We start from the raw sequence: 24,983 nt of genomic DNA, 5'->3' as shown, positions 1-24,983 counted from the left end.
CGGGCGGAGAGGCACCTTGCACCGCATAAGGGCATGCCGAATTAACGGCATGCCCTTTTTGGTGATTGTCGCAGCGCACAAGACTCCCCTATGCTGAGAGGGTAATTGCTCACAATGCCAAGGAGTCTCACATGCAAGACGTGGTGATCGTTGCCGCACGCCGTACCGCCGTTGGCACCTTCGGTGGTGCCCTGGCCGGCATTCCCGCCAGCGACCTCGGTGCCCTGGTGATCAAGGACCTGCTCGCCCAGACCGGTGTCGCCGGCGACCAGGTCGATGAAGTCCTACTGGGTCAGGTATTGACCGCCGGCACGGGCCAGAACCCGGCGCGCCAGGCCGCTATCAAGGCCGGACTTCCCGAGGCGGTTCCTGCCATGACCATCAACAAGGTCTGCGGCTCGGGCCTCAAGACCCTGCATCTCGCCACCCAGGCGATCCGCTGCGGCGACGCCGAGCTGATCATCGCCGGCGGCCAGGAGAACATGTCGGCCTCGCCGCACCTGCTGCCCAACTCACGCAACGGCCAGCGCATGGGCGACTGGAAGGCCATCGACTCGATGGTTCACGACGGCCTGTGGGACGCCTTCAACGACTATCACATGGGCATCACCGCCGAGAACCTGGCCGAAAAGTACGGCATTACTCGCGAGCAGATGGACGAGTTCGCCGCGGCTTCCCAGCAGAAGGCCGCCGCCGCCATCGATGCTGGCAAGTTCAAGGGTCAGATCGTGCCGGTGGAGATCCCCCAGCGCAAGGGCGACCCGATCGTCTTCGATACAGACGAAGGCCCGCGTGGCGGCACCACCGCCGAGAAGCTCGGCGGCATGCGCCCGGCGTTCAAGAAGGATGGCAGCGTTACTGCCGGCAACGCCTCGTCGATCAACGACGGTGCCGCCATGGTGATGCTGTGCTCTGCCGACAAGGCCAAGCAGCTCGGCCTCGAACCGCTGGCGCGCATCAAGGCCTACAGCAATGCCGGCGTCGACCCCAGCATTATGGGCATCGGCCCGGCACCGGCCACCCGCCGCTGCCTGGAGAAGGCCGGCTGGTCGCTGGATGACCTCGACCTGATCGAGGCCAACGAGGCCTTTGCCGCCCAGGCGCTGTCGGTCAACAAGGAGCTCGGCTGGGACGCCGCCAAGATCAACGTCAACGGCGGCGCGATCGCCATCGGCCATCCGATCGGCGCCTCCGGCTGTCGTATCCTGGTGACCCTGGTCCACGAGATGATCGCCCGCGATGCCAAGAAGGGCCTGGCCACGCTGTGCATCGGTGGTGGGCAGGGGGTGGCGCTCGCCATCGAGCGCTGAGGAAACACTGTTTCATTGCTCGCGACATGAATCAGCGCTTCCTCTAAGCCAGAAATAAAAAACCGCCCCCGCAGCTGAGCTGCGGGGGCGGTTTTGGTTTCATCTCGATCCTTGGCGCTTGCGCCTCAGACTTCGATAGCGGCCGCCTCGGCCTGGAAGGCTGCCTTCTCTTCCTCGGTGATCTCCTTGATCGACAGCTTGACGCGGTTGCGGTTGTCGATGTCGAGCACCTTGACGATCACCTCGTCGCCCTCGTTGAGGAAGTCGCGCACGTCGTTGACCCGCTCGGGGACGATCTGCGAGATATGCACCAGGCCGTCGGTACCCGGCATGATGTTGATGAAGGCACCGAAGTCGGCGATGCGCACCACCTTGCCCATGTACAGCTTGCCGATCTCGGCCTCGGCGGTGATCCCCAGCACGATATCGATCGCCGCCTTGGCAGCCTTCTTGTCCTCGGCGTAGATGCGCACGGTGCCGTCGTCGTCGAGGTCGATGGAGGCGCCGGTGTCATCGCAGATCTTGCGGATGGTAGCGCCGCCCTTGCCGATCACGTCGCGGATCTTGTCCGGGTCGATCTTGATGGTGGCCATCGACGGAGCGTTCTCGGAGACTTCACTGCGGCTCTGGTCGATCACCGCGTTCATCTGCTCGAGGATATTGAGGCGCGCCTCATGGGCCTGCTGCAGCGCCTGCTCCATGATCTCCTCGTTGATGCCCTCGATCTTGATGTCCATCTGCAGCGCCGTGACCCCGGCGGCGGAGCCCGCGACCTTGAAGTCCATGTCGCCGAGGTGGTCCTCGTCACCCAGGATATCGGTGAGGACGGCGAATTTGTCCTCGTCCTTGACCAGCCCCATGGCGATACCCGCCACCGGTGCCTTGAGCGGCACGCCGGCATCCATCAGCGCCAGCGAGGTGCCGCACACCGAGGCCATCGAGCTCGAGCCGTTGGATTCGGTAATCTCGGAGACCACGCGGATGGTGTAGGGGAAGTCGTCCTCGTTGGGCAGCATGGCCTGCACGCCGCGGCGCGCCAGGCGACCGTGGCCGATCTCGCGACGCTTGGGGCCGCCCATGAAGCCGGTCTCACCGACGCAGTAGGGAGGGAAGTTGTAGTGCAGCAGGAAACGATCCTTGCGCTCACCTTCCAGCGACTCGATCAGCTGGGCGTCGCGCAGGGTGCCCAGGGTGGCGATGACGATCGCCTGGGTCTCGCCGCGGGTGAACAGCGCCGAGCCGTGGGTCTTGGGCAGGTTGCCGACCTCGATGCTCAGCGGCCGCACGGTCTTGTGATCGCGGCCGTCGATGCGCGGCTCGCCGCTGGTGACACGGGCGCGCACGACCTTCTTCTCGAGGCTGGCAAAAGCGCCCTTGACCTCATCGGCCTCGAACTTGCCCTCTTCCTCGCCGGCCAGCTGCTCCACGGCCTCGGCCTTGGCCGCGGCCAGGGCGTCCTGGCGAGCCATCTTGTCGGTGATGCGGTAGGCGTCGCCGATCTTGGCCTCGAAGCCGGCCTTGACGGCCTCCTTGAGGGCGGTGTTCTCGGCCGGCGGCTGCCAGTCCCACTTGGGCTTGCCCGCTTCTGCGACCAGCTCGTTGATGGCGCCGATCGCCACCTGCATTTCCTGGTGGGCGAACAGCACCGCGCCCAGCATCTCGTCCTCGAGCAGCTCCTTGGCTTCGGACTCGACCATCAGCACGGCCTTGTCGGTGCCTGCAACGACCATGTCCAGCTCGGAGCTGCCCAGCTCTTCCACGGTGGGGTTGAGGAAGTAGCCCTGGTCGTCGTTGAAGCCGACGCGGGCGGCGGCAATCGGGCCGTTGAACGGCACACCGGAAATGCACAGCGCCGCCGAGGTGCCGAGCATCGCGGCAATGTCCGGATCGTGGTTACGATCGGTGGAGAGTACGGTACATACCACCTGCACCTCGTTCATGAACCCCTTGGGGAACAGCGGGCGGATCGGCCGGTCGATCAGCCGCGAGGTGAGGGTTTCCTTCTCGGTGGGGCGGCCTTCGCGCTTGAAGAAGCCACCGGGAATCTTGCCTACGGCGTAGGTCTTTTCCTGATAGAACACGCCCAGCGGGAAAAAAGGCTGTGCGGGGTTGGCGTCTTTCTTCGCTACCACGGTGCACAGCACCACGGTATCGTCCATGGTCACCTGCACGGCGCCGGTGGCCTGGCGAGCGACGCGCCCCGTCTCGAGAGTGACGGTGCTGCGCCCGTACTGGAATGTTTTCTTTACCGGATTCACGGTAGCATCCTTCAACTTGTCTGTGTCGTTTGGGTCGTTTTGACTCGGCGACCATTTTAGTGGTTGAGGCGCGCCGGGGCCACCGATTGGCGACATTTCCCGCCGATAAACGCAAAACGGGCAGCCCTAGGGCTGCCCGTTTCGTTACCGCTCGAACACCGACGCTTAGCGGCGGAGTCCCAGACGCTGAATCAGCGCCTGATAGCGCTCGAAATCCTTGCGCTTCAGGTAGTCCAGCAGCTTGCGGCGCTGGTTGACCATGCGGATCAGGCCACGACGCGAGTGGTGATCCTGCTTGTTGGTCTTGAAGTGATCCTGCAGGCCATCGATGTTGGCGCTCAGCAGGGCCACCTGAACCTCGGGGGAACCGGTGTCGTTGTCGCCACGGCCGAACTCGTTGACGATCTCGGCCTTCTTTTCAGCGGTCAGTGCCATCTGTCTCTCCAGTAAGCAATATGCCTAAGTGATGAATGTCGAAGACCACGCATATTTGCAGTCTCCACGCCTGCCGGGCGCTGCCTCGGGCAACGCTCGGCGGGTTGCTTACGCGCGGCCGTCGCTGGCGGCGGCCGCGGTATTCAACAGGCGCCGGGGAGCGATTTCCCCCGCCGCCTTGACCGTGCCGAGGCCCAGAAAGGCATCGTCACGGTAGAGTCTTGCCAGGCTGCCGGTGGCCAGTTCGAGCCGCTCAGCGCGAATCGGCTGACCGTGCAGCAGGCGCCCGGCCTGCTCGGCGTCGACACCAAGTGCCGGCAGGTGTTCCACCAGCACATCCACCGGCATCAACTGCGCCTCGCGGGCGGCCTGGTCATCCAGCGCTTCCAGGGTCGCCAGGTCGAGCATCGCATCGCCGCTGAACGGGCCGGTCTTGAGCCGCCGCAGCGCGGTGATGTGCGCTCCGCAGCCCAGCGCCCGGCCGATGTCCTCGGCCAGGGTGCGAATATAGGTGCCCTTGCTGACCCGTACCTCGAGCTCGAAGCCCTCGGCATCGTGAGCCAGGAGGCGCGCATCATACACCGTCACACGGCGCACTGCACGCGCCACCGTCTTGCCCTCGCGGGCCAGTTCGTAGAGCTTGCGCCCCTGATGCTTGAGCGCCGAGTACATCGGCGGCAGCTGCTCGATCTCGCCGCGAAAATCCGCCACCACCCGCTCGATATCCACGGCCGTGAATGACGGCACCGCATGGCGCTCGATCACCTCGCCCTCGGCATCGCCGCTGTCGGTCACCTCGCCGAGCTTGACCCGGGTGCGGTAGACCTTGTCGGCGTCGAGCAGGTGCGAGGAGAACTTGGTCGCCTCGCCGAAGCAGATCGGCAACAGGCCGGTGGCCATCGGGTCCAGGGTGCCGGTGTGCCCGGCCTTCTGGGCCTGAAACAGCCGCCGAACGCGCTGCAGGATCTGGTTGCTCGAGGCCCCTTGGGGCTTGTCGAACAGCAGTACCCCGTCCACCGGCAGACCGCGACGGCGTCGCGCCATCAGCGCTGGCCCTCGTCATCGTCGCCATCCCGCGAACGGTCGCTGGCCACGGCTTCGTCGATCAGCGACGACAGCCGCTGGCCGCGCACCACGCTTTCATCATAGTGAAAGCGCAGTTCCGGGACGTGGCGCAGCTTGATGCGACGCGCGATCTGGCTACGCAGGAACCCCGCGGCGCGCTTGAGCACCTTGAGGTTCTCCTTGACCCGCTCGGCGTCGTTGTCACCCAGCAGGGTGATGTAGACGTCGGCGTAGCCGAGGTCACGGCTGACCGTGACCCCGCTGACGGTAATCATCCCCAGGCGCGGGTCCTTGACCTCGCGCTGGATGAGTACCGCCAGCTCCTGCTGCAGCTGGTCGGCGACCCTGTCGGTGCGCTTGAACTCGCTCATGCTGGCTCCTCGCGCCGTTACAGGCTGCGCTCGACCTTGACCTGATCGAAGACCTCGATCTTGTCGCCGGCCTGGACGTCATTGTAGTTCTTGACGCCAATGCCGCACTCCACGCCCTGACGGACCTCGTTGACATCATCCTTGTAGCGACGCAGCGACTCGAGTTCGCCCTCGTAGATGACCACGTTCTCGCGCAGCACGCGGATCTTCTTGTTGCGGTGGACACTGCCCTCGACCACCATGCAGCCGGCCACGGCGCCGATCTTGGGTGCGCGGAAGACGTCACGAACCTCGGCCACGCCGACGATCTCTTCCTTCCACTCCGGCGCAAGCATGCCGCTCATGGCCTGCTTGACCTCGTCGATCAGCTGGTAGATGACGCTGTAGTAGCGCAGATCCAGGCCTTCACGCTCGATGATCTCGCGGGCAGAGGCGTCGGCACGCACGTTGAAGCCGACCACGATGGCGTCACTGGCCAGCGCCAGGTTGGCGTCGGTACCGGTGATCCCGCCGACCCCAGAGGAGACCACGGCCACCTGCACTTCGTCGGTGGAGAGCTCTTCCAGCGCGCCCTTGATGGCTTCCAGCGAGCCCTGCACATCGGCCTTGAGCACGATATTGACCTTTGCCACCTCGTCCTGGCCCATCTGGCTGAACATGTTCTCCAGCTTGGCCTTCTGCTGGCGCGCCAGGCGCACCTCGCGGTACTTGCCCTGGCGGAAGTTGGCGACCTCGCGGGCCTTCTTCTCGTCGGCCACGACCATGAAGTCGTCACCGGCATCCGGGGTACCGTCGAGGCCCTGGATCTCCACCGGCATCGCCGGGCCGACGCTGTCGACCTGCTTGCCCAACTCGTTGGTCAGGGCGCGTACGCGACCGTAGTGCAGGCCGGCCAGCACGATATCGCCCTTCTTCAGGGTGCCGTTCTGGACCAGCACCGTGGCCACCGGGCCGCGGCCCTTGTCGAGACGCGACTCGACCACCACGCCCTTGCCCGGCGCTTCCGGCACGGCGGTGAGTTCGAGCACCTCGGAGACCAGCAGCACCGCTTCGAGCAGCGCATCGATGCCCTCACCGGTCTTGGCCGAGACGTTGACGAACTGGGTGTCGCCGCCCCACTCCTCGGAAATCACCCCGTGCTGCGACAGCTCGTTGCGAATCCGGTCGAAGTCGGCGCCTTCCTTGTCGATCTTGTTGACCGCCACCACGATCGGCACTTCCGCTGCCTTGGAGTGCTCGATCGCCTCGATGGTCTGGGGCATCACGCCGTCGTCGGCGGCTACCACCAGGATGACCACGTCGGTGGCCTTGGCACCGCGAGCACGCATGGCGGTAAACGCCGCGTGGCCCGGGGTATCCAGGAAGGTCACGCCGCCATGCTTGTCTTCCACATGGTAAGCGCCGATGTGCTGGGTGATGCCGCCGGCTTCGCCGGTGGCGACCTTGGCCTTGCGAATATAGTCGAGCAGCGAGGTCTTGCCGTGGTCGACGTGACCCATCACGGTCACCACCGGCGCACGGGTGATCTCGTCGCCTTCATAGGAGATGCCCGCAAGCACCTCTGTCTCCAGCGCATCGTCCTTGACCAGCTTGGGCGTGTGGCCCATCTCCTCGACGACGATCGCCGCGGTGTCCTGGTCGATGGTCTGGTTGATGGTCACCGCGGCGCCCATGGTGAACATCGCCTTGATCACTTCGTTGGCCTTGATCGACATCTTGTCGGCCAGGTCGGCCACGCTGATCGACTCAGGGATCGAGACTTCGCGTACGATCGGCTGGGTCGGCTTCTGGAAACCGTGCTTGCCGCCGCCGCTGTCGCGACCGCCGCGACGCGTACCGCGACGCTCGGCGCGCTTGACCTTCTTGGCACCGCCGCCGCGACGACGCTCCTCGCGGTCACCGCGATCTTCCTCGTCGCGCCCACCGCGGCCCTTCTTGGCGGCCGCCTTCTTGGGCACCCGACGCTGTTCGCGGCCCTCTTTGGGCGGTGCCGGCGGCTGCTCGGGGTCGCCAGCTGCGCTGCTCAGATCGGGCACCGGAATCTGCGGTTCGCTGACCGGCTCGGCAGCCTTGGCCTCGACGGCGCTGGCCTGCTCAGCCTCCGCCGCGGCCTTACGCGACTGCTCAGCCTCGGCCACCTCTGCCGCCTTGGCCTGCTCTTCGGCCTGCTGACGGGAATCCGCCATGTCGCCGACCAGCTGACGCGGACCGCTTTCCTCGGCCTTGGGCTCCTCGGCGGCGGGCTCTTCGCGCTTGACGTAGGTACGCTTCTTGCGCACCTGCACCTCGATGGTCTTGCCGCGCTCACCGCTTCTGATGCGACTCTTGGTCTGACGCGTCAGGGTGATGCGGTTGCGCGCCCCGGCGCTGCTGCCGCCGTGGCTCTTGGTCAGGTAGTCGAGTAGGCGCTGCTTGTCCTCTTCGGACACGGCGTCGCCCTCGGACTTGTGCGGCAGCCCGGCTTCTTTCATTTGCTCCAGCAGGCGAGGCACGTCGCGCCCCACCTTGACTGCGAAATCTTTAACGGTCATTTCTGACATTACGACCCTCCTGAGCCCGTGACCTGATTACTGTTCGCTCTCGAACCAAGGCGCACGGGCAGTCATGATCAGTGCCGCGGCGCGCTCCTCGTCCACACCCTCGATGTCCTTGAGATCATCGACGGATTGCTCGGCAAGGTCCTCCATCGTGACGATGCCCCGGCTGGCCAGGATAAAGGCCAGGTGACGCTCCATGCCGTCCATCTCGAGCAAGTCATCGGCCGGCTGGGCGCCGTCGAGCTGCTCTTCGGAGGCGATGGCCAGGTTCAACAACTCGTCCTTGGCGCGTGCGCGCAGCTCTTCGACGAGATCCTCGTCGAACTCCTCGATCTCGAGCATTTCCTCGAGCGGCACATAGGCGATCTCCTCTAGTGAGGTGAAGCCCTCCTCGACCAGGATGCGTGCCAGCTCTTCGTCGATTTCGAGGTGGTTGATAAAGTGCTCGACCAGGCTGTCGATCTCCTGCTCGCGCTTGCCCTCGGCTTCTTCTTCGGTCATCACATTGAGCCGCCAGCCGGTCAGCTCGGACGCCAGGCGTACGTTCTGACCGCTGCGGCCGATGGCCTGAGCGAGGTTGTCTTCGGCCACCGCGACATCCATCGCGTGGCTGTCCTCGTCGACCAGAATCGAGCCGACGTCGGCGGGCGCCATGGCGTTGATCACCAGCTGCGCGGGATTGTCGTCCCACAGGATGATGTCGACCCGCTCATTCTGCAGCTCGGTGGACACCGCCTGCACCCGCGAGCCGCGCATGCCGACACAGGCGCCGACCGGATCGATGCGCCGGTCATTGGTCTTGACCGCGATCTTGGCCCGCGAGCCCGGATCGCGCGCCGCGCCCTTGATCTCGATCAGCTGCTCGGCGATCTCCGGCACCTCGATCTTGAACAGCTCGATGATCAACTCCGGGCAGGTACGCGACAGGATCAACTGCGAGCCGCGCGCCTCCGGGTCCACCTTGACCAGCAGCGCACGCACCCGCTCGTTCATGCGGTAGCGCTCGCCGGGGATCATCTCGCTGCGCGGCAGGAAGGCCTCGGCATTGTCACCCAGGTCAATGATCAGGCCATCGCGGGTGGTCTTCTTGACGATACCGGCGACCAGCTCGCCCTCGCGATCCGCGTACTGCCGCACCACTTCGGCACGCTCGGCTTCACGCACCTTCTGCACGATGACCTGCTTGGCGGTCTGTGCCGCGATGCGCCCGAAGGCGGCGTTGTCGATCTTCTCTTCGACCACGTCGCCCAGCGCCAGCGGCGGATCGCGCTGCTCGGCGATGCTCTGCTTGATCTCATGGTCCGGGGTCTCGAACTCGTCGTCCTCGACCACGGTCCAGAAACGGAACGTCTCGTAGTCCCCGGTGGAGCGGTCGATCTTGACCCGCACCGTGGCCTCTTCCTGCTCGAAGCGCTTGCGCGACGCGCTGGCCAGGGCCGCTTCCACCGCTTCGAAGATCACGTCACGGGGCACGCCCTTTTCGTTCGAGATCGCGTCTACGACCGTCAGAATCTCTTTGCTCATGCCTTTGCCTCGCCAGAAAACCTGTCCTTATTCATCGTCATCGGCCTCACTCCTCGAACTGAGGCACGACACGTGCCTGATCGATGCCGTCGATGGGAAAGCAGTACTCTTCACCGTCTAGCTGCAGCAGCACGTCATCGCCTTCGATGCCGGCCAGCAAGCCCTGGTACTTGCGCCGCCCCTCATACGGGGCGCGCAGCTTGAGCGCCACGACGTGCCCGGCATAGCGCTCGAAATGGTCGAGGGAGAACAGCGGCCGATCCATGCCGGGCGATGACACCTCGAGACGATATTCGCCAGCGATCGGATCTTCGACGTCGAACACGGCGCTGACCTGCCGGCTGATGTCGGCACAGTCATCGACCGTCACCCCATCGGGGCCGTCGATATAGATCACCAGCCGGGAGTGCTTGCCCTGAGAAAGATAGTCGATTCCCCAGAGCTCGAAGCCCATGGCGGTCACCACCGGCTCGATTAGCGCATGTAGCGCGGCGTCCTTGATTGCCACAGACGAAGACTCCTACAGCCGTTGCGTCAGGCACCTGGCCAGGAGATGAAGAGACAGCTAGGTGGCTGATTGGCGTGCTATCAGCACGGGCTGTTAACAAATGAACGGTCAACAGATGAGCTGCTAACAAAAAGCCCCTTCACTGGAAGGGGCCTTTTACAAGAAACCTTTCATACCAACTCGGCCTCTGATCACGTCAGACCCAAGATGGTAGCGGGGACCGGATTTGAACCGATGACCTTCGGGTTATGAGCCCGACGAGCTACCAGACTGCTCCACCCCGCATCACAGGTCGGCGAGTATAGCTAGCGGACAAATCAGCGTCAAGGCAGCGCATGCTTGGCTCGCCTCTGGCCGGCCGCTATCGCCGATGCCACTCTTGCTACTGAAACCCATGCCGGACATGTGCTTCAGGTTGGTGCCGAAGGCGGGACTTGAACCCGCACGACCGTAAGGTCACTACCCCCTCAAGATAGCGTGTCTACCAATTCCACCACTTCGGCAACAGGGGAGTACCGATTCAGGCAGCGTCAGTCGCTGCTTTCCTCGAGCACTGGCGCGGTATTATCCATATCCGCGGCCTCGTCGTCAAGCGTCGGCACGCCCTGCTGCTGCTCGATCAAGCGCGAATCGGGAATGCCCGCTTCCGGCGCCTGGCTGGCCTGGGTAGCGAAGTAGGCCAGCGCCATCGAGGTCACGAAGAATGAGAAGGCAAGCAGTGCGGTGAACTTGGCGAGAAAGCTTCCAGAGCCGCGCGAGCCGAATACGGTCTGGGAGGCACCGCCACCGAAGGCAGCCCCCGCTTCGGCGCCCTTGCCCTGCTGCAGCAGGATAAGAACGACCAGGGTGATGGCGATCACCACGTGAATCATGAGAATGGCAACTTGCATGGGTTCAACCTGCTGACTGGCAAATGGCTAGAAAATCGTCGACCTTGAGCGAAGCACCGCCCACCAGGCCGCCGTCGATGTCCGGCTGAGCCAACAGCTCAGCCGCGTTACTGGCATTCATGCTGCCGCCGTAGAGCAGCGGTAGGCGCGCGGCGAGGTCACGGTCATAGCCCGCTTGGTACTCACGGATCGCCGCCATGACCTCCTGGGCCTGCTGCGGAGTCGCGGTGCGCCCGGTACCGATCGCCCAGACCGGCTCGTAGGCGATCACCAGCCGTGCGCGCTGGGCCGGCTCGAGCCGTGCCATGGCATGCCCGACCTGACGCAGCACCACCTCTTCGGTACGCCCGTCATCGCGCTCCTCGAGGGTCTCGCCGACGCACAGGATCGGCCGGATGTCGGCGCTGAGGGCAGCGATCAGGCGATCGTAGACGTCGTCATCACTCTCGCCGAACAGCTGGCGACGTTCGGAGTGCCCCACCAGCACATAGCCGACGTCGAACTCCTTGAGCATCGCCCCGCTGACCTCACCGGTGCGCGCCCCGCTCTCCAGCGGATTGAGGGTCTGCGCACCGAGCCCCAGCGGGGTCGCGGCAAACGCCCGGCGCGCCGCCTCGAGGTAGGGGAACGGCGGATGAATCACCACCTCGACGCCTGCCGGCAACCGCGCCTCGGCGAAGGCGCGACCAAAGGCCTCGACCAGTTCAGTGGAACCGTTCATCTTCCAGTTGCCAGCAATCAGCGGCGAACGCATCTGCAGTCCTCCCTCAAGGTGGAGCGAAATGGTATAGGAGCGGCCCTAGCATGACAACCGCGGCTTGACAACCCGAGGCACCGATCAGGCCAGCAGCGCCTCGACGTCGCCGGCCAGGCGCCGCGCCAGCCCCTCCACGTCCAGGTGCGGGCGGCCCTCGACCATCACCCGGATCAGCGGCTCGGTGCCCGACGGCCGCAGCAGCACCCGGCCCTCGTCACCCAGGGCAGCCTCGACCGCACTGACCGCTTCCTGCAGCGCCGAGGTCGCCATTATCGCCTTGGCATCGGTGCCCGGCGTCAAACGCACATTGATCAGCGCCTGGGGCGCCTTTTCCAGGCCGGCCAGCAGCCGCGCCAGCGGCACGCCCTCGCGCACCATGATCGCCACCACCTGCAGCGCCGAGACGATGCCGTCGCCGGTGGTCTGCACATGGCCGCAGACGATATGCCCGGACGACTCGCCGCCCAGCTGCCAACCGTTGGCATTGAGCCGCTCGATCACGTAGCGGTCGCCGACCTTGGCGCGTTCGAAGGGCACCCCCATCGACTCCAGCGCCGCGGCCAGGCCGAAGTTCGACATCAAGGTGCCGACCACGCCGCCACCCAGCTCGCCACGGGCGTGACGGTCGCGGGCGATCAGGTAGAGGATATCGTCGCCGTCGATCTCGCGACCATCGGCGTCGACCAGCAGCACCCGGTCACCGTCGCCATCGAAGGCGATGCCCAGATCGGCGCTCTGCTGAATCACCGCCGCACGCAGCGCCGCCGGGTGCGTCGAGCCGACCTGCTGATTGATGTTCAGGCCATCGGGGCTGGCGCCGACCAGGCTGACCTCGGCCCCCAGTTCGCGGAACACACTGGGCGCGATGTGGTAGGTGGCCCCGTGGGCACAGTCGAGCACGATCTTCAGCCCATGCAGGCTGAGGCGGTCGGGGATGGTCGACTTGCAGAACTCGATGTAGCGCCCCGGGGCATCGTTGATGCGCACCGCCTTGCCGAGCTCGGCGGCGTCCACCGTGGTCAGCGGCTCTTCGAGCATCGCCTCGATGCGTGACTCCACCGCGTCCGGCAGCTTGGTACCCTCGGCGGAGAAGAACTTGATGCCGTTGTCGGCAAAGGCGTTGTGCGACGCCGAGATGACGATCCCCGCATCGGCGCGGAAGGTGCGCGTCAGATAGGCGATGCCCGGCGTCGGCATCGGGCCGAGCAGCGACACGTCCACCCCCGCCGCCGAGAGGCCGGCCTCCAGCGCCGACTCGAACATATAGCCAGAGATGCGTGTGTCCTTGCCGATCAGCACCTTGGCGCTGCCCTTCTCGGTCAGCACCCGCCCCATCGCCCAGCCGAGCTTGAGCATGAAGTCGGCGGTGATGGGGTACTCCCCCACGGTGCCGCGAATCCCGTCGGTTCCGAAATAGCGTTTGCTCATGGTTCCAAGCCTTCCTGTAGCACAGCCCATGTCATGTTGACGGCGTCCACGCTGGGCCCCACATCGTGGACGCGCAGGAGTCGCGCGCCGCGCTCGACGGCCAGCGCCGCCAGCGCCAGACCGCCCGGCAGGCGCTCCTCCACCGGCCGCTCGAGCACCTTGCCGATCATGCTCTTGCGCGACATGCCCACCAGCAGCGGCAGGCCAAGGGTGTCGAGGTGTTGCATGCGCCGCAGCAGGCGGAGATTGTGCTCGACGCTCTTGCCGAAGCCGAAGCCGGGGTCGAGGATCAACCGCTCGCGCTTGAGCCCTGCCGCCTCACAGGCGGCAATGCGTTCGGCCAGAAAGTCCGCCACCGCCTCCTCTATGGGGCCAGCATAGTGCGGCGCCTGCTGCATGTCGCGGGGCTCACCCTGCATGTGCATCAAGCACACCGGCAGGCCGCTGCGCGCCGCGGCATGCAAGGCGCCATCACGCTGCAGCGCGCGAACGTCGTTGAGCATGCCGGCACCCAGGGCCGAGGCCTCGCGCATCACCTCAGGACAGCTGGTGTCTACCGAGACCAGTGCGTCGAGTTCGCGCACCAGCCGCTCGACCACCGGCGCCACCCGATCCAGCTCCTGCTGGGCGGGAATCGACTGCGACCCCGGCCGGGTCGACTCACCGCCAACGTCGATGATTGCCGCGCCTTCGGCCAGCATCCGCTCGGCGTGACGCAGCGCGTCGTCGACCACGATATGGCGCCCGCCGTCGGAGAAGGAGTCCGGGGTGACATTGAGGATCCCCATCACGCGGGGGTAGGAGAGGTCGAGACGGTGCCGCCCACAGTGCAGTACGGCGCTGCTATCGCTCATGAAGTGATCCCGATGCTGTTCGTGCCCCGGCGCCGCATTCGGGCCAGGCAAAGGCGTTCACTCTAATCAGCCCCTCGGCAAGGCGCAAGCCAGCCACAACGCAACGAGGCGCCTCACGGCGCCTCGTTGCTTGGCTAGCCACCGCTCAGTGCCCGGCCGGACCACCCAGCGGGTCCGAGGGGCGACGACGCGGCTCGTCGTCATCCTCTTCATCACCGTCGTCGACGTCATCGGCGGGGGCTTCAGGCTTGGCCTCAGCCTCTGGCGCATCGCCGGAGGGCGCACCGCCGCTGGGGCTGCTGGGATCTTCCCAACCTTCCGGCGGCTTCGGCGGACGGCCTTCCATGATGTCCTTGAGCTGCGTGGCATCGATGGTCTCGTACTGCATCAGCGCCTCGGCCATGGCGTCTAGCTTGTCGCGATTCTCCTCGAGAATGCGCTGGGCCTCGGCATAGCACTCGTCGATGATCTTGCGCACTTCCTTGTCGAGACGCGTGGTGGTCTCGCCGGACTTGAGCTTGCCGCCCTGGCCGGGACCTCCCATGAACTGGTGCGACTCGTCCTCGTCATACATGATCGGGCCCATCTCGTCGGACAGCCCCCACTTGGCGACCATGTTGTGGGCAAGCTCGGTGGCACGCTTGATATCGTTCGACGCCCCGGTGGTGACCCCGTTCGGCCCCAGCGTCATCTCCTCGGCGATGCGGCCGCCGAACAGCGAGCAGATCTGGCTGAGGATCTGCTGGCGCGACAGGCTGTAGCGATCCTGCTCGGGCAGGAACATGGTCACACCCAGGGCGCGGCCGCGCGGAATGATGGTGACCTTGTAGACCGGGTCGTGCTCCGGCATCACCAGGCCGATGATGGCATGGCCCGACTCGTGATAGGCGGTGTTGAGCTTCTCCTTGTCGGTCATGACCATCGACTTGCGCTCGGCGCCCATCATGATCTTGTCCTTGGCCAGCTCCAGCTCCTCCATGCTCACCAGGCGCTTGTTGCGACGCGCCGCAAACAGCGCTGCCTCGTTGACCAGGTTGGCCAGGTCGGCGCCGGAGAAGCCCGGCGTGCCGCGAGCGATCAGCGACGGCTTGACGTCCTCGGCCAGCGGCACCTTGCGCAGGTGCACGCCGAGAATGTGCTCGCGACCGCGGATATCGGGCAGGCCGACCACCACCTGGCGGTCGAAGCGGCCGGGGCGCATCAGCGCCGGGTCGAGCACATCGGGCCGGTTGGTGGCGGCGATCACGATGATGCCCTCGTTGGCCTCGAAGCCGTCCATCTCGACCAGCAGCTGGTTGAGGGTCTGCTCGCGCTCGTCGTTGCCGCCGCCCATGCCGGCGCCGCGCGAACGGCCCACGGCGTCGATCTCATCGATGAAGATGATGCACGGCGCCTGCTTCTTGGCCTGCTCGAACATATCGCGAACCCGCGAGGCGCCCACGCCGACGAACATCTCGACGAAGTCGGAACCGGAGATCGAGAAGAACGGCACCTTGGCCTCGCCGGCGATCGACTTGGCGAGCAGCGTCTTACCGGTACCCGGCGGACCCACCATCAGCACGCCGCGCGGAATGGTGCCGCCCAGGCGCTGGAACTTGGAGGGGTCGCGCAGGAAGTCGACCAGTTCCTCGACCTCCTCCTTGGCCTCGTCACAGCCCGCCACGTCGGCGAAGGTGGTCTTGATCTGATCCTGGGAGAGCAGCTTGGCCTTGGACTTGCCGAAGCTCATCGGCCCGCCCTTGCCGCCGGCACCGCCCTGCATCTGGCGCATGAAGAACAGGAAGATCGCCAGGATGATCAGGATCGGGAAGCTGGCGATCAGCAGCCGCGTCCACAGGCTCTGCTCCTGGGGCTCGCGGCCCACCACGGTGACATCGTTGGAGAGCAGGTCGTTGATCAGCTGCGGGTCTTCCGCTGCCGGACGGATGGTCTGGAACTGCGAACCATCGGTACGCTCACCATTGATGGTGTAGCCATCGATGGTCACGCTTCGGATCTGCTGATTCTGCACCTGCTGGACGAACTGCGAATAGTTCATCGCCTGGGGTGAGCTGTCGACGCTGAAGTTGTTGAACACCGTCAGCAGGACTGCTGCGATGACCAACCACAGAATCAGGTTCTTCGCCATATCATTCAAGGGAGTACCCTCATTGCTGAAAACGAACTGCCAAGCGGGCATAGGCCTTCGACACTACAGCAGATGCGGGCGTTCAACCACATCCATGCGCATCGAGCGACACTGCCACATTTGCCGGCGGGTGTCTGTCTATCGTGGCGGTAGCCTGACGCTATCCGCTCAACCACGAAATCCCTCCGCCAGCAGGTAGACTTCACGGGAACGTGCCCGAGAGGCATCCGGCTTGCGGGTGACCACCTTGCTGAAGCTGCCACGCAGCGCCTTGAGGTAGTCATCGAATCCTTCGCCCTGAAAGACCTTGGCCACGAATCGGCCGCCCGGTCTCAGGGTCTGCTGTGCCAGATCCAGCGCCAGCTCGACGAGGTACATCGCCTGGGGCTGATCGATGGCGGCCATACCACTCATATTGGGGGCCATGTCGGACATCACAAGGTCGACCGGGCGACCGTCGAGTGCCGCTAGTATCGCCTCGAGCACCGCGTCCTCGGTGAAATCACCGTGCACGAAGTCGACCCCGGCCAAGGCATCCATCTCGAGGATGTCCGAAGCGATCACCACGCCCTCCGGGCCGACCTTCTCGGCGGCGATCTGGCTCCAGCCCCCGGGCGCCGCCCCAAGGTCGATCACCGCCATGCCCGGACGCAGCAGCGCATCCTTGGCGTCCAGCTCGAGCAGCTTGTAGCTGGCCCGGCTACGGTAGCCGTCCTGCCAGCTGCGCTGTACGTACTGGTCGTCGAAGTGCTCTTTCAACCAACCCTTGCTGGTCTTGCTGGGGCTGCGCGCGGCACCCGCAGCGGGCGAAGAGGACTTGCTAGAACGGGTAGAGCGGCCCACGGCATCACCTGAATCTGATGTCGGTTCGAAGAGTAGCGGAGGGAGGCTTTCGCACGCGCCGCTTTCGCCGTAACATGGCGGGTTCAGCGCAACTTTGGACCCTCAAGATACCATGAGCTTGTCACAGGCACAAAAGAAAGCATTCCGCAGCATCGGCCACCACCTCAACCCGGTGGTCACGGTGTCCGAGAACGGCATCTCCGAGGGCGTGATCGCCGAGCTCGAGCGGGCGCTCAACGACCACGAGCTGATCAAGATCAAGCTGGCCCTGCCGGAGCGCGACGACCGCGCCGCCATGCTCGAGGAGCTGGTGGCCCAGAGCGGCGCCGAACGCATCCAGACCATCGGCAAGATGGCCCTGCTCTACCGCCACAACCCCAAGGCCAACCCCAAGCTCTCCAACGTCAAGCGCTTCGCCGAGCATCACGGGCGGCATTAAAGCGCCGAGCGCCGGGCAAGGATGATGCCCAACGACAGGCAGGAAACAACGAGAACCCCCGCCCGATTCAATCCGGCGGGGGTTCTGTTTACTGCCTCGACACCTGCCGCCCGTCACCGAGCGGCATGGCGCTTTCTGCTGGGCGCTCGGAGCTTACAGGTGCTCGACGCTGAGGATCTCGTACTCGACCTCGCCGCCCGGGGTGTTGACCACCACCGCGTCGCCCTGCTCCTTGCCGATCAGCGCGCGGGCGATGGGTGAGGTCACCGAGATCCGCCCCGACTTGATGTCGGCCTCGTCCTCGCCAACGATGCGGTAGGTCACCTCATCGTCGGTATCCAGATTGAGTAGCGCCACGGTCACGCCGAAGATCACCTTGCCGGTCTTGGGCAGCTTGGTGACGTCGATCACCTGGGCGGTGGAGAGCTTGCCCTCGATCTCCTGAATACGCCCCTCGATAAAACCCTGCTGCTCGCGGGCGGCATGATACTCGGCGTTCTCCTTGAGATCGCCATGCTCGCGCGCCTCGGCGATGGCATTGATCACCTTGGGCCGTTCGACGCCCTTGAGCTGTTCGAGCTCTTCACGCAGGCGCTGCTCGCCTGCGACGGTCATCGGGACCTTGTTCATTGTGGTGCTCCTGCATGCAGTTCCTGGAGCCGCCGCACGGTGATCTCGTTACCGTATTCCAATGCCATGCACACGGCCCTGGCCCCTGCCAGGGTCGTTGCGTAGGGCACCTTGCGGGCGAGAGCGGTGCGGCGGATCACCGAGGAGTCATTGATGGCCTGACGGCCCTCGGTGGTATTGACGATATAGGCCACTTCGTCGTTCTTGAGCATATCGACGATATGCGGACGACCTTCGAAGACCTTGTTGACGGCCTCGACGGGGAGCCCGGCAGCCTCGAGGGCGGCGGCGGTGCCGCGCGTCGCACAAAGGGTAAAGCCCAATCCTAGCAGAGTTTTGGCCACCTCGATAACGCCGGGCTTGTCCGGCTCGCGCACCGAGAGAAACGCCTTGCGCTCGCCGCTCAGCGCCGGGATCGCCTCGCCGGCGCCGAGCTGCGCCTTGTAGAAGGCCTCGGCGAAGGTGTCGCCGGAACCCATCACTTCGCCGGTGGACTTCATCTCCGGCGACAGGATCGGGTCGACGCCGGGGAACTTGTTGAACGGGAACACCGCCTCCTTGACGCTATAGAAGTGCGGCACGATCTCGCGGGTGAAGCCCTGCTCCTCGAGGGTGGTGCCGGCCATGCAGCGCGCCGCCACCTGCGCCAGCGAGGTGCCGATGCACTTGGAGACGAAGGGCACGGTGCGCGAGGCGCGCGGGTTGACCTCGATGACGTAGATCTCGCCATCCTGCCAGGCCAGCTGCACGTTCATCAGCCCCTTGACGCCGAGCTCCACCGCCATGCGCTTGACCTGCTCGCGCATCTCGTCCTGCACCTCGGCGGGCAGCGAATAGGGCGGTAGCGCACAGGCCGAGTCGCCGGAGTGAACCCCGGCCTGCTCGATGTGCTGCATGATGCCGCCGATCACCACCTCGTGGCCGTCGCTGACCGCGTCGATATCGATCTCGATGGCGGCGTTGAGGAAGTGGTCGAGCAGCACCGGCGAGTCGTTGGAGACCTTGACCGCATGGGTCATGTAGTTCTCCAGCTCCGAGGCGTCGTAGACGATTTCCATGGCGCGGCCGCCGAGCACGTAGCTGGGGCGCACCACCAGCGGGTAGCCGATCGCCTCGGCCTTGGCAAAGGCCTCCTCGAAGCTGCGCGCGGTGGCGTTGGGCGGCTGCTTGAGGCCCAGCTTGTCGATCATCTGCTGGAAGCGCTCGCGGTCCTCGGCGCGGTCGATGGCGTCCGGGGTGGTGCCGATGATCGGCACCCCGGCGGCCTCCAGTTCGCGGGCCAGCTTGAGCGGCGTCTGGCCGCCGAACTGCACGATCACCCCGACCGGCTGCTCCTTGTCGGCGATCTCCAGCACGTCCTCCAGGGTCACCGGCTCGAAGTAGAGGCGGTCGCTGGTGTCGTAGTCGGTGGAGACGGTCTCCGGGTTGCAGTTGACCATGATCGTCTCATAGCCGTCGTCGCGCATGGCGAAGGCGGCATGGACGCAGCAGTAGTCGAACTCGATGCCCTGGCCGATACGGTTGGGTCCGCCGCCCAGCACCATGATCTTCTGGCGGTCGGAAACCTCGGCCTCGCACTCCTCCTCGTAGGTGGAGTACATGTAGGCGGTATCCGAGGCGAACTCCGCCGCACAGGTGTCGACGCGCTTGTAGACCGGGCGGATGCCGGCCCGCTGACGGGTCTTGCGGAACTCCTTCTCGGAGACACCCAGCAGCCTGGCCAGGCGCGCATCGGAGAAGCCCTTGCGCTTGAGGCCGAACAGCTCGCGGGGCGAGAACTCGGAGAGAGAGCGCTTGGCGACCGCGGCCTCGCTCTTGATCAGGTCCTCGAGCTGGACCAGGAACCAGCGGTCGATGTTGGTCAGCGTGAAGATCTCGTCGACGCTCATGCCGGCGCGCATGGCATCGGCGATGAAGAAGATGCGCTCGGCGCCGGCGGCCTGCAGCTCGCCCTTGATATGCGCCATGGCCTCGGGAGTGAAGTCGGTGACGATGGGGTCGAGGCCGTCGTTGCCGGTCTCCATGCCGCGCAGCGCTTTCTGCAGCGACTCCTGGAAGGTGCGGCCGATGGCCATCACCTCGCCCACCGACTTCATCTGGGTGGTCAGGCGGTCGTTGGCCTGGGGAAACTTCTCGAAGGTGAAGCGCGGAATCTTGGTGACTACGTAGTCGATGGACGGCTCGAACGAGGCCGGGGTGCGCCCGCCGGTGATGTCGTTCTGCAGCTCGTCCAGGCTGTAGCCGATCGCCAGCTTGGCGGCGATCTTGGCGATCGGGAAGCCGGTGGCCTTGGAGGCCAGCGCCGAGGAGCGCGACACCCGCGGGTTCATCTCGATCACCACCATGCGCCCGGTGGTGGGGTCGACGCCGAACTGCACGTTGGAGCCGCCGGTCTCGACGCCGATCTCGCGCAGCACCGCAAGCGATGCGTCGCGCATGATCTGGTACTCCTTGTCGGTCAGCGTCTGGGCCGGGGCCACGGTGATGGAGTCGCCGGTGTGCACGCCCATGGGGTCGAAGTTCTCGATGGCGCAGACGATGATGCAGTTGTCGTGCTTGTCGCGCACGACCTCCATCTCGTACTCCTTCCAGCCCAGCAGCGACTCATCGATCAGCAGCTCATGGTTGTTGGAGAGCTCGAAGCCGCGGGTACAGATCTCCTCGAACTCCTCCTTGTTGTAGGCTACGCCGCCGCCGGAGCCGCCCATGGTGTAGGAGGGACGAATGATCACCGGGAAACCCAGCGACGCCTGGATGCGCCAGGCCTCGTCCATGCTGTGGGCGACCTCGGCCTTGGGGCACTCGAGGCCGATGCGGCGCATGGCCTGGTCGAACAGGTCGCGGTCTTCGGCCTTGTTGATGGCATCGGCGTTGGCACCGATCATCTCCACGCCGTACTTCTCCAGCACGCCGTGCTTGTCGAGTTCCAGCGCACAGTTGAGCGCGGTCTGGCCGCCCATGGTGGGCAGGATGGCGTCGGGGCGCTCGGCCTCGATGATCTTCTCCACCGCCTGCCAGGTGATCGGCTCGATATAGGTGGCGTCGGCCATGGCCGGATCGGTCATGATGGTGGCGGGGTTGGAGTTGACCAGAATGACCCGGTAACCCTCCTCGCGCAGCGCCTTGCAGGCCTGGGCGCCGGAGTAGTCGAATTCGCAGGCCTGGCCGATGACGATGGGGCCTGCGCCAATGATCAGGATGCTGTTGATGTCGGTACGCTTGGGCATGACGGTTCCCGCGGCAAATCGGTGAAAGAACGGACTCGGTGGTGAGGGCCGGCGCTCAGCGGCGCGCCTTCATCATCTCGACGAAGCGGTCGAACAGCGGCGACACATCGCGCGGCCCGGGGCTCGCCTCGGGGTGGCCCTGGAAGCTGAACGCCGGCCGGTCGGTACGCTCGATCCCCTGCAGGGTGCCGTCGAACAGCGAACGGTGCGTGGCACGCAGATTGGCCGGCAGGCTCGCCTCGTCGGCGGCGAAGCCATGGTTCTGGCTAGTGATCATCACCTGGCCGCTGTCGAGGTCCTGCACCGGGTGGTTGGCGCCGTGGTGGCCGTGGCTCATCTTCAGCGTCTTGGCGCCGCTGGCCAGCGCCAGCAGCTGGTGGCCCAGGCAGATGCCGAACACCGGCAGCTGGGTCTCGAGGATCTCGCCGATGGCCTTGATGGCATAGTCGCAGGGCTCGGGGTCGCCGGGACCGTTGGCCAGGAACACGCCGTCCGGCTTCATCGCCAGCACCTCGCTGGCCGGGGTCTGGGCCGGCACCACCGTGAGCCGGCAGCCGCGGCTGGCCAGCATGCGCAGGATGTTGCGCTTGACGCCGTAGTCGTAGGCCACCACGTGGAAGGGGCGCTCGCCCTGCGTGGTATCGGCATAGCCCTCACCCAGGGTCCATTCGCCCTCGCTCCACTCGTAGGGCGTCTGGCAGGAGACCACCTTGGCTAGGTCCATGCCCTTGAGGCCGGGGAAGGCGCGGGCGGCGGCCAGGGCACGCTCGACGGCGTCGTCGCCTTCGGCATCAACGCCGGCCAGGATCGCGCCGTTCTGCGAGCCCTTGTCGCGCAGGATGCGGGTCAGTCGGCGGGTGTCGATGTCGGCGATGCCGAGCACGTTCTGGCTCTTGAGGTAGTCGGAGAGCGACTGCTCGGAGCGGAAGCTGCTGGCCAGCAGCGGCAGGTCGCGGATCACCAGGCCGGCGGCGGCGATGGCGTCGGACTCGACGTCCTCAGCGTTGACGCCGGTGTTGCCGATATGCGGATAGGTGAGAGTGACGATCTGTCGTGTGTAGGAGGGGTCGGTGAGAATCTCCTGATAGCCGGTCATGGCCGTATTGAACACCACCTCACCGCTGGTTTGCCCATCGGCGCCGATCGCGGTGCCGTGGAATACGCTGCCATCTTCCAAGGCCAATATCGCGGGTCTGTTCAACGCAACTTCCTCCCATGCTCTTAAGAGACCGCCGACGAGTCACGCTCATCCGACAGATGTTTCAAGGGCGGGCGCCAGGCTGGGTCACGCGGCAGGCGAGCCGTAAAAAAGCGGGACGAAACCTGAAAAACCGGTTTCATCCCGCTTGTTGTCATTGCTCGGTGTGCCCGTGGCCGACTCAACAAGCGCTATGGTGGATGCAGCATCCGGCGCCCGGCCAAAATTTTTGGAATGTTACAGGAATCTCCGCCCAACGGCTAGTCCTCCCTGATCGCATGAAGAGACCAGCTAACGCCGCGACCGAGGGGCGCCGGGGGCAAGCCGCAGAGGTGGTTTGCGCCATGGGTGAGGAGCATGTCTCCGAACGGGCTGGCCACGGATGGCCAGCACCGGTCCTGCAAGCGGAGCAGGATGCGAGAGCGCAGCAGGGCGCAAGATAGCGCCCAGGGATGGGTTCACAGCGCCACCTCGTAGGCTTGCCCCCGGATCAGCCCCGCCACCCGGGACATTTGAGCGCCTATAGCCCCAGCACATCCTGCATGCTATACCGCCCCTTACCCTGCTCGGCCACCCAGCGCGCGGCACGCACCGCGCCCTTGGCAAAGGTCATGCGGCTCGAGGCCTTGTGAGTGATCTCGATGCGCTCGCCCTCGGTGGCGAACATTACGGTGTGCTCGCCGACGATATCGCCGGCGCGCACGGTGGCAAAGCCGATCTCCTTGGCATCCCGCGGCCCGCACTGGCCGACCCGCTCGAAGACGCCGTGCTCCATGAGCGTGCGACCCAGGGAATCGGCCACCACCTCGCCCATCTTCAGCGCCGTGCCGGAGGGGGCATCCACCTTGTGGCGATGGTGGGCCTCGATCACCTCGATATCGTAGCCCTCGTCGCCCAGCGCCCTGGCGGCAGTCTCGAGCAGCTTCAGCGTGAGGTTCACCCCCACGCTCATGTTCGGCGCGAAGACCATCGCCAGCTTGTCGCGGTAGCCGTCGAGCTCCGCCAGCTGGGCGTCATCCAGGCCGGTGGTGCCGATCACGATGCGCTTGCCGTGCGCGGCGCAGAACGCCAGGTTGGCCAGCGTTACCTCCGGCGCGGTGAAGTCGATCAGCACATCGAAGTCGTCGACGATATCGTCGAGCGTCGCCGCCGCCGCGACACCACACTTGCCAAGCCCGGCCAGCTCGCCGATATCCACACCGGCAAGCGAGCTGCCCGGCTCGACTAGGCCACCCGCCAGGGTAGCCTCGGCATCCTGCTCCACGGCGGCGACCAGAGTGCGGCCCATGCGGCCGGCGACACCGACGATAGCGATACGGGTCATGCGGACTCCTGCAATTCAATGAAGGTGGCGGCGAAGTATAGCAAAGACGCCTAGGCGCTGGCCCGATCGCCGCGCAGCAGCAACACCATGGCGACCACGATCAGCACGCTGCCGGGCAGCCAGGCCCAGCCGATCTGCGCCGGGTCGCTGGCGAACAGCAGCAGCATCGAGACGAACGGCACCAGGTAGCTATAGGCGGTGACCGCCCCCGGGGTCAGCGCCGCGGTGGCGCGCTGCATCAGCCAGAAGGTCATGGCGCTGGAGCACAGCCCCAGGTAGACCACTAGCAGCAGGTCGAATGCCGTCATCCGCGCCAGGCCGGCCAGCGGCTCGACCAGGCTGCCGGCCAGGCCGATCAGCGCGCCGCCCAGCGCCAGGCTCCAGAAGGTGCGCGCCGCCGCCGACCCCGACAGCCAGCCGCGATTGAGCCCCCACTTGCTGAGCACCGGATACAGCGCGGTGGATAAACAACCGCCGAAGAACACCAGCTCGCCGCTGCCGAACTGCAGCCCGTCACCGCCGTTGCGCGCCTCGGCAAACGCCAACCCCAGCGCCCCGCAGGCGCCCAGCGCCAGGATCAGCGGCAGCCGCCAGGCCAGCCGCTCGACGCTTGCCACTACGCCGAAGCTGAACGCCAGCAGCGGCACCACCACGTAGAGGGTGGCCATCGACAGCGCCGTGGCGCGATGCGCGGCCCAGAACATGGCGCCGAAGAAGCCCGCCAGGCACAGCCCCATCAGCGCGTACAGCAGCAGTCCGCGCCGCGCAGGCCACCAGTCGGCGGCGCGGCGCGCCAGCGGCCACAGCGCCAGCGAGGCGATGGCAAAGCGCAGCGCGGTCAGCTGCAGTGGCGGCAGGCCCTCGCTCATTACCCCCACGGCGGGGAACGACAGCCCTACCAGCAGCGCCCATAGCAGCATGCCCAGGTGGGCACGGCGCACACTGGCAAAGCTCAATTTTCCCAGACGATATCGAGCGGTTCGCCGGCCATGCGATCCAGGTGGCTGCTCACCACGCCCTCGAGGCGGTCGAGGGTCGGCTCATCCAGCGCCTCGATGGCCACCGTCAGGCGATCCGCCGTGGCATGCATCAGGCAGGTGCCATCGGCAAACGCCACCCGGCCCTGCTCGGCGTCGTGCTCGACCTCGAGCTTATGGGCCCAGTGCTTGCACAGGCGGTTGATCAGCTTGCTGCCGTCGGCGGTAGCGATCTCAGTACGCGAAATAGGCATGGGTCCTCCGTTGGGCGTCGGGCATA

General features: G+C 65.6%; 21 protein-coding genes and 2 tRNA genes. 2 read left to right on the top strand and 21 right to left on the bottom strand.

Going from position 1 to position 24,983, the window contains the following annotated elements:
* Positions 1-131: 131 nt before the first annotated feature.
* Entirely contained in the window at positions 132-1,310 is a 1,179-nt protein-coding gene (locus BWR19_01270) for an acetyl-CoA acetyltransferase (GenBank protein ID APX91687.1), read from the top strand.
* 125 nt (positions 1,311-1,435) lie between these two features.
* Here the strand turns inward: BWR19_01270 and BWR19_01265 are convergent, their stop codons facing one another.
* The 15 genes from BWR19_01265 to BWR19_01195 form a co-directional block, all read right to left on the bottom strand.
* Positions 1,436-3,583: a polyribonucleotide nucleotidyltransferase gene (locus tag BWR19_01265; protein ID APX91686.1), complete on the bottom strand. Its 2,148-nt coding sequence runs from the start codon at positions 3,581-3,583 to the stop codon at positions 1,436-1,438.
* Positions 3,584-3,733: 150 nt separating this feature from the next.
* Entirely contained in the window at positions 3,734-4,003 is a 270-nt protein-coding gene (locus BWR19_01260) for a 30S ribosomal protein S15 (protein ID APX91685.1), read from the bottom strand.
* A gap of 108 nt (positions 4,004-4,111) precedes the next feature.
* Positions 4,112-5,047, bottom strand: coding sequence for a tRNA pseudouridine(55) synthase TruB (locus BWR19_01255; GenBank protein ID APX91684.1), 936 nt, complete (start codon positions 5,045-5,047; stop codon positions 4,112-4,114).
* Positions 5,047-5,439 carry a ribosome-binding factor A gene (locus tag BWR19_01250; protein ID APX91683.1) on the bottom strand — a complete coding sequence of 131 codons (393 nt, stop codon included), beginning with the start codon at positions 5,437-5,439 and terminating at the stop codon, positions 5,047-5,049. The genes BWR19_01255 and BWR19_01250 overlap by 1 nt, the downstream gene beginning before the upstream one ends.
* 17 nt (positions 5,440-5,456) lie before the next feature.
* Positions 5,457-7,979 carry a translation initiation factor IF-2 gene (locus tag BWR19_01245; protein APX91682.1) on the bottom strand — a complete coding sequence of 841 codons (2,523 nt, stop codon included), beginning with the start codon at positions 7,977-7,979 and terminating at the stop codon, positions 5,457-5,459.
* Positions 7,980-8,006: 27 nt separating this feature from the next.
* The gene (gene nusA / locus BWR19_01240) at positions 8,007-9,500 is read right to left on the bottom strand and encodes a transcription termination/antitermination protein NusA (protein ID APX91681.1); all 1,494 of its coding nucleotides are present in this window, start codon (positions 9,498-9,500) and stop codon (positions 8,007-8,009) included.
* Positions 9,501-9,546: 46 nt separating this feature from the next.
* On the bottom strand, positions 9,547-10,008 hold the full coding sequence (locus tag BWR19_01235; GenBank protein APX91680.1) for a ribosome maturation factor RimP: 462 nt from the start codon (positions 10,006-10,008) through the stop codon (positions 9,547-9,549).
* Between the two features lie 208 nt (positions 10,009-10,216).
* A tRNA-Met gene (locus BWR19_01230) sits at positions 10,217-10,293 on the bottom strand.
* A 131-nt stretch (positions 10,294-10,424) separates the two neighbouring features.
* Positions 10,425-10,511: transfer RNA gene (locus tag BWR19_01225), tRNA-Leu, on the bottom strand.
* A 27-nt stretch (positions 10,512-10,538) separates the two neighbouring features.
* Entirely contained in the window at positions 10,539-10,898 is a 360-nt protein-coding gene (locus BWR19_01220; GenBank protein APX91679.1) for a preprotein translocase subunit SecG, read from the bottom strand.
* A 4-nt stretch (positions 10,899-10,902) separates the two neighbouring features.
* Positions 10,903-11,652: a triose-phosphate isomerase gene (locus BWR19_01215; GenBank protein APX91678.1), complete on the bottom strand. Its 750-nt coding sequence runs from the start codon at positions 11,650-11,652 to the stop codon at positions 10,903-10,905.
* An 84-nt stretch (positions 11,653-11,736) separates the two neighbouring features.
* Complete coding sequence (locus tag BWR19_01210) at positions 11,737-13,083, bottom strand: phosphoglucosamine mutase (GenBank protein ID APX91677.1); 1,347 nt, start codon at positions 13,081-13,083, stop codon at positions 11,737-11,739.
* Entirely contained in the window at positions 13,080-13,937 is an 858-nt protein-coding gene (locus BWR19_01205) for a dihydropteroate synthase (protein APX91676.1), read from the bottom strand. Before BWR19_01205 ends, BWR19_01210 begins: the two co-directional genes overlap by 4 nt.
* A gap of 145 nt (positions 13,938-14,082) precedes the next feature.
* Complete coding sequence (gene hflB, locus BWR19_01200; protein ID APX91675.1) at positions 14,083-16,074, bottom strand: ATP-dependent metalloprotease; 1,992 nt, start codon at positions 16,072-16,074, stop codon at positions 14,083-14,085.
* A gap of 159 nt (positions 16,075-16,233) precedes the next feature.
* Positions 16,234-16,908, bottom strand: coding sequence for a 23S rRNA (uridine(2552)-2'-O)-methyltransferase (locus BWR19_01195; GenBank protein ID APX91674.1), 675 nt, complete (start codon positions 16,906-16,908; stop codon positions 16,234-16,236).
* A 112-nt stretch (positions 16,909-17,020) separates the two neighbouring features.
* On the opposite strand from BWR19_01195, the gene BWR19_01190 reads away from it, so the two are divergent.
* Positions 17,021-17,347, top strand: a complete 327-nt coding sequence (locus tag BWR19_01190) for a ribosome assembly protein YhbY (protein APX91673.1) — start codon at positions 17,021-17,023, stop codon at positions 17,345-17,347.
* 153 nt (positions 17,348-17,500) lie between these two features.
* On the opposite strand, the gene BWR19_01185 is transcribed toward BWR19_01190, so the two are convergent.
* From BWR19_01185 to BWR19_01160, 6 genes are all read right to left on the bottom strand, one after another.
* Complete coding sequence (locus BWR19_01185) at positions 17,501-17,977, bottom strand: transcription elongation factor GreA (protein ID APX91672.1); 477 nt, start codon at positions 17,975-17,977, stop codon at positions 17,501-17,503.
* The gene (gene carB / locus BWR19_01180; GenBank protein APX91671.1) at positions 17,974-21,204 is read right to left on the bottom strand and encodes a carbamoyl phosphate synthase large subunit; all 3,231 of its coding nucleotides are present in this window, start codon (positions 21,202-21,204) and stop codon (positions 17,974-17,976) included. Before carB ends, BWR19_01185 begins: the two co-directional genes overlap by 4 nt.
* Before the next feature lie 55 nt (positions 21,205-21,259).
* The gene (locus tag BWR19_01175) at positions 21,260-22,405 is read right to left on the bottom strand and encodes a carbamoyl-phosphate synthase small subunit (GenBank protein APX91670.1); all 1,146 of its coding nucleotides are present in this window, start codon (positions 22,403-22,405) and stop codon (positions 21,260-21,262) included.
* Positions 22,406-22,922: 517 nt separating this feature from the next.
* The gene (locus BWR19_01170) at positions 22,923-23,726 is read right to left on the bottom strand and encodes a 4-hydroxy-tetrahydrodipicolinate reductase (GenBank protein APX91669.1); all 804 of its coding nucleotides are present in this window, start codon (positions 23,724-23,726) and stop codon (positions 22,923-22,925) included.
* 50 nt (positions 23,727-23,776) lie between these two features.
* On the bottom strand, positions 23,777-24,646 hold the full coding sequence (locus BWR19_01165; protein APX94852.1) for an EamA family transporter: 870 nt from the start codon (positions 24,644-24,646) through the stop codon (positions 23,777-23,779).
* A gap of 32 nt (positions 24,647-24,678) precedes the next feature.
* Complete coding sequence (locus BWR19_01160) at positions 24,679-24,957, bottom strand: hypothetical protein (GenBank protein APX91668.1); 279 nt, start codon at positions 24,955-24,957, stop codon at positions 24,679-24,681.
* Positions 24,958-24,983 lie beyond the last annotated feature (26 nt).

It is taken from the genome of Halomonas sp. 1513 (genome assembly GCA_001971685.1).
Lineage (GTDB): Bacteria > Pseudomonadota > Gammaproteobacteria > Pseudomonadales > Halomonadaceae > Franzmannia.
Note: the sequence above shows the minus strand (reverse complement) of the source record. Positions and strands in the feature narration are given on the sequence as shown.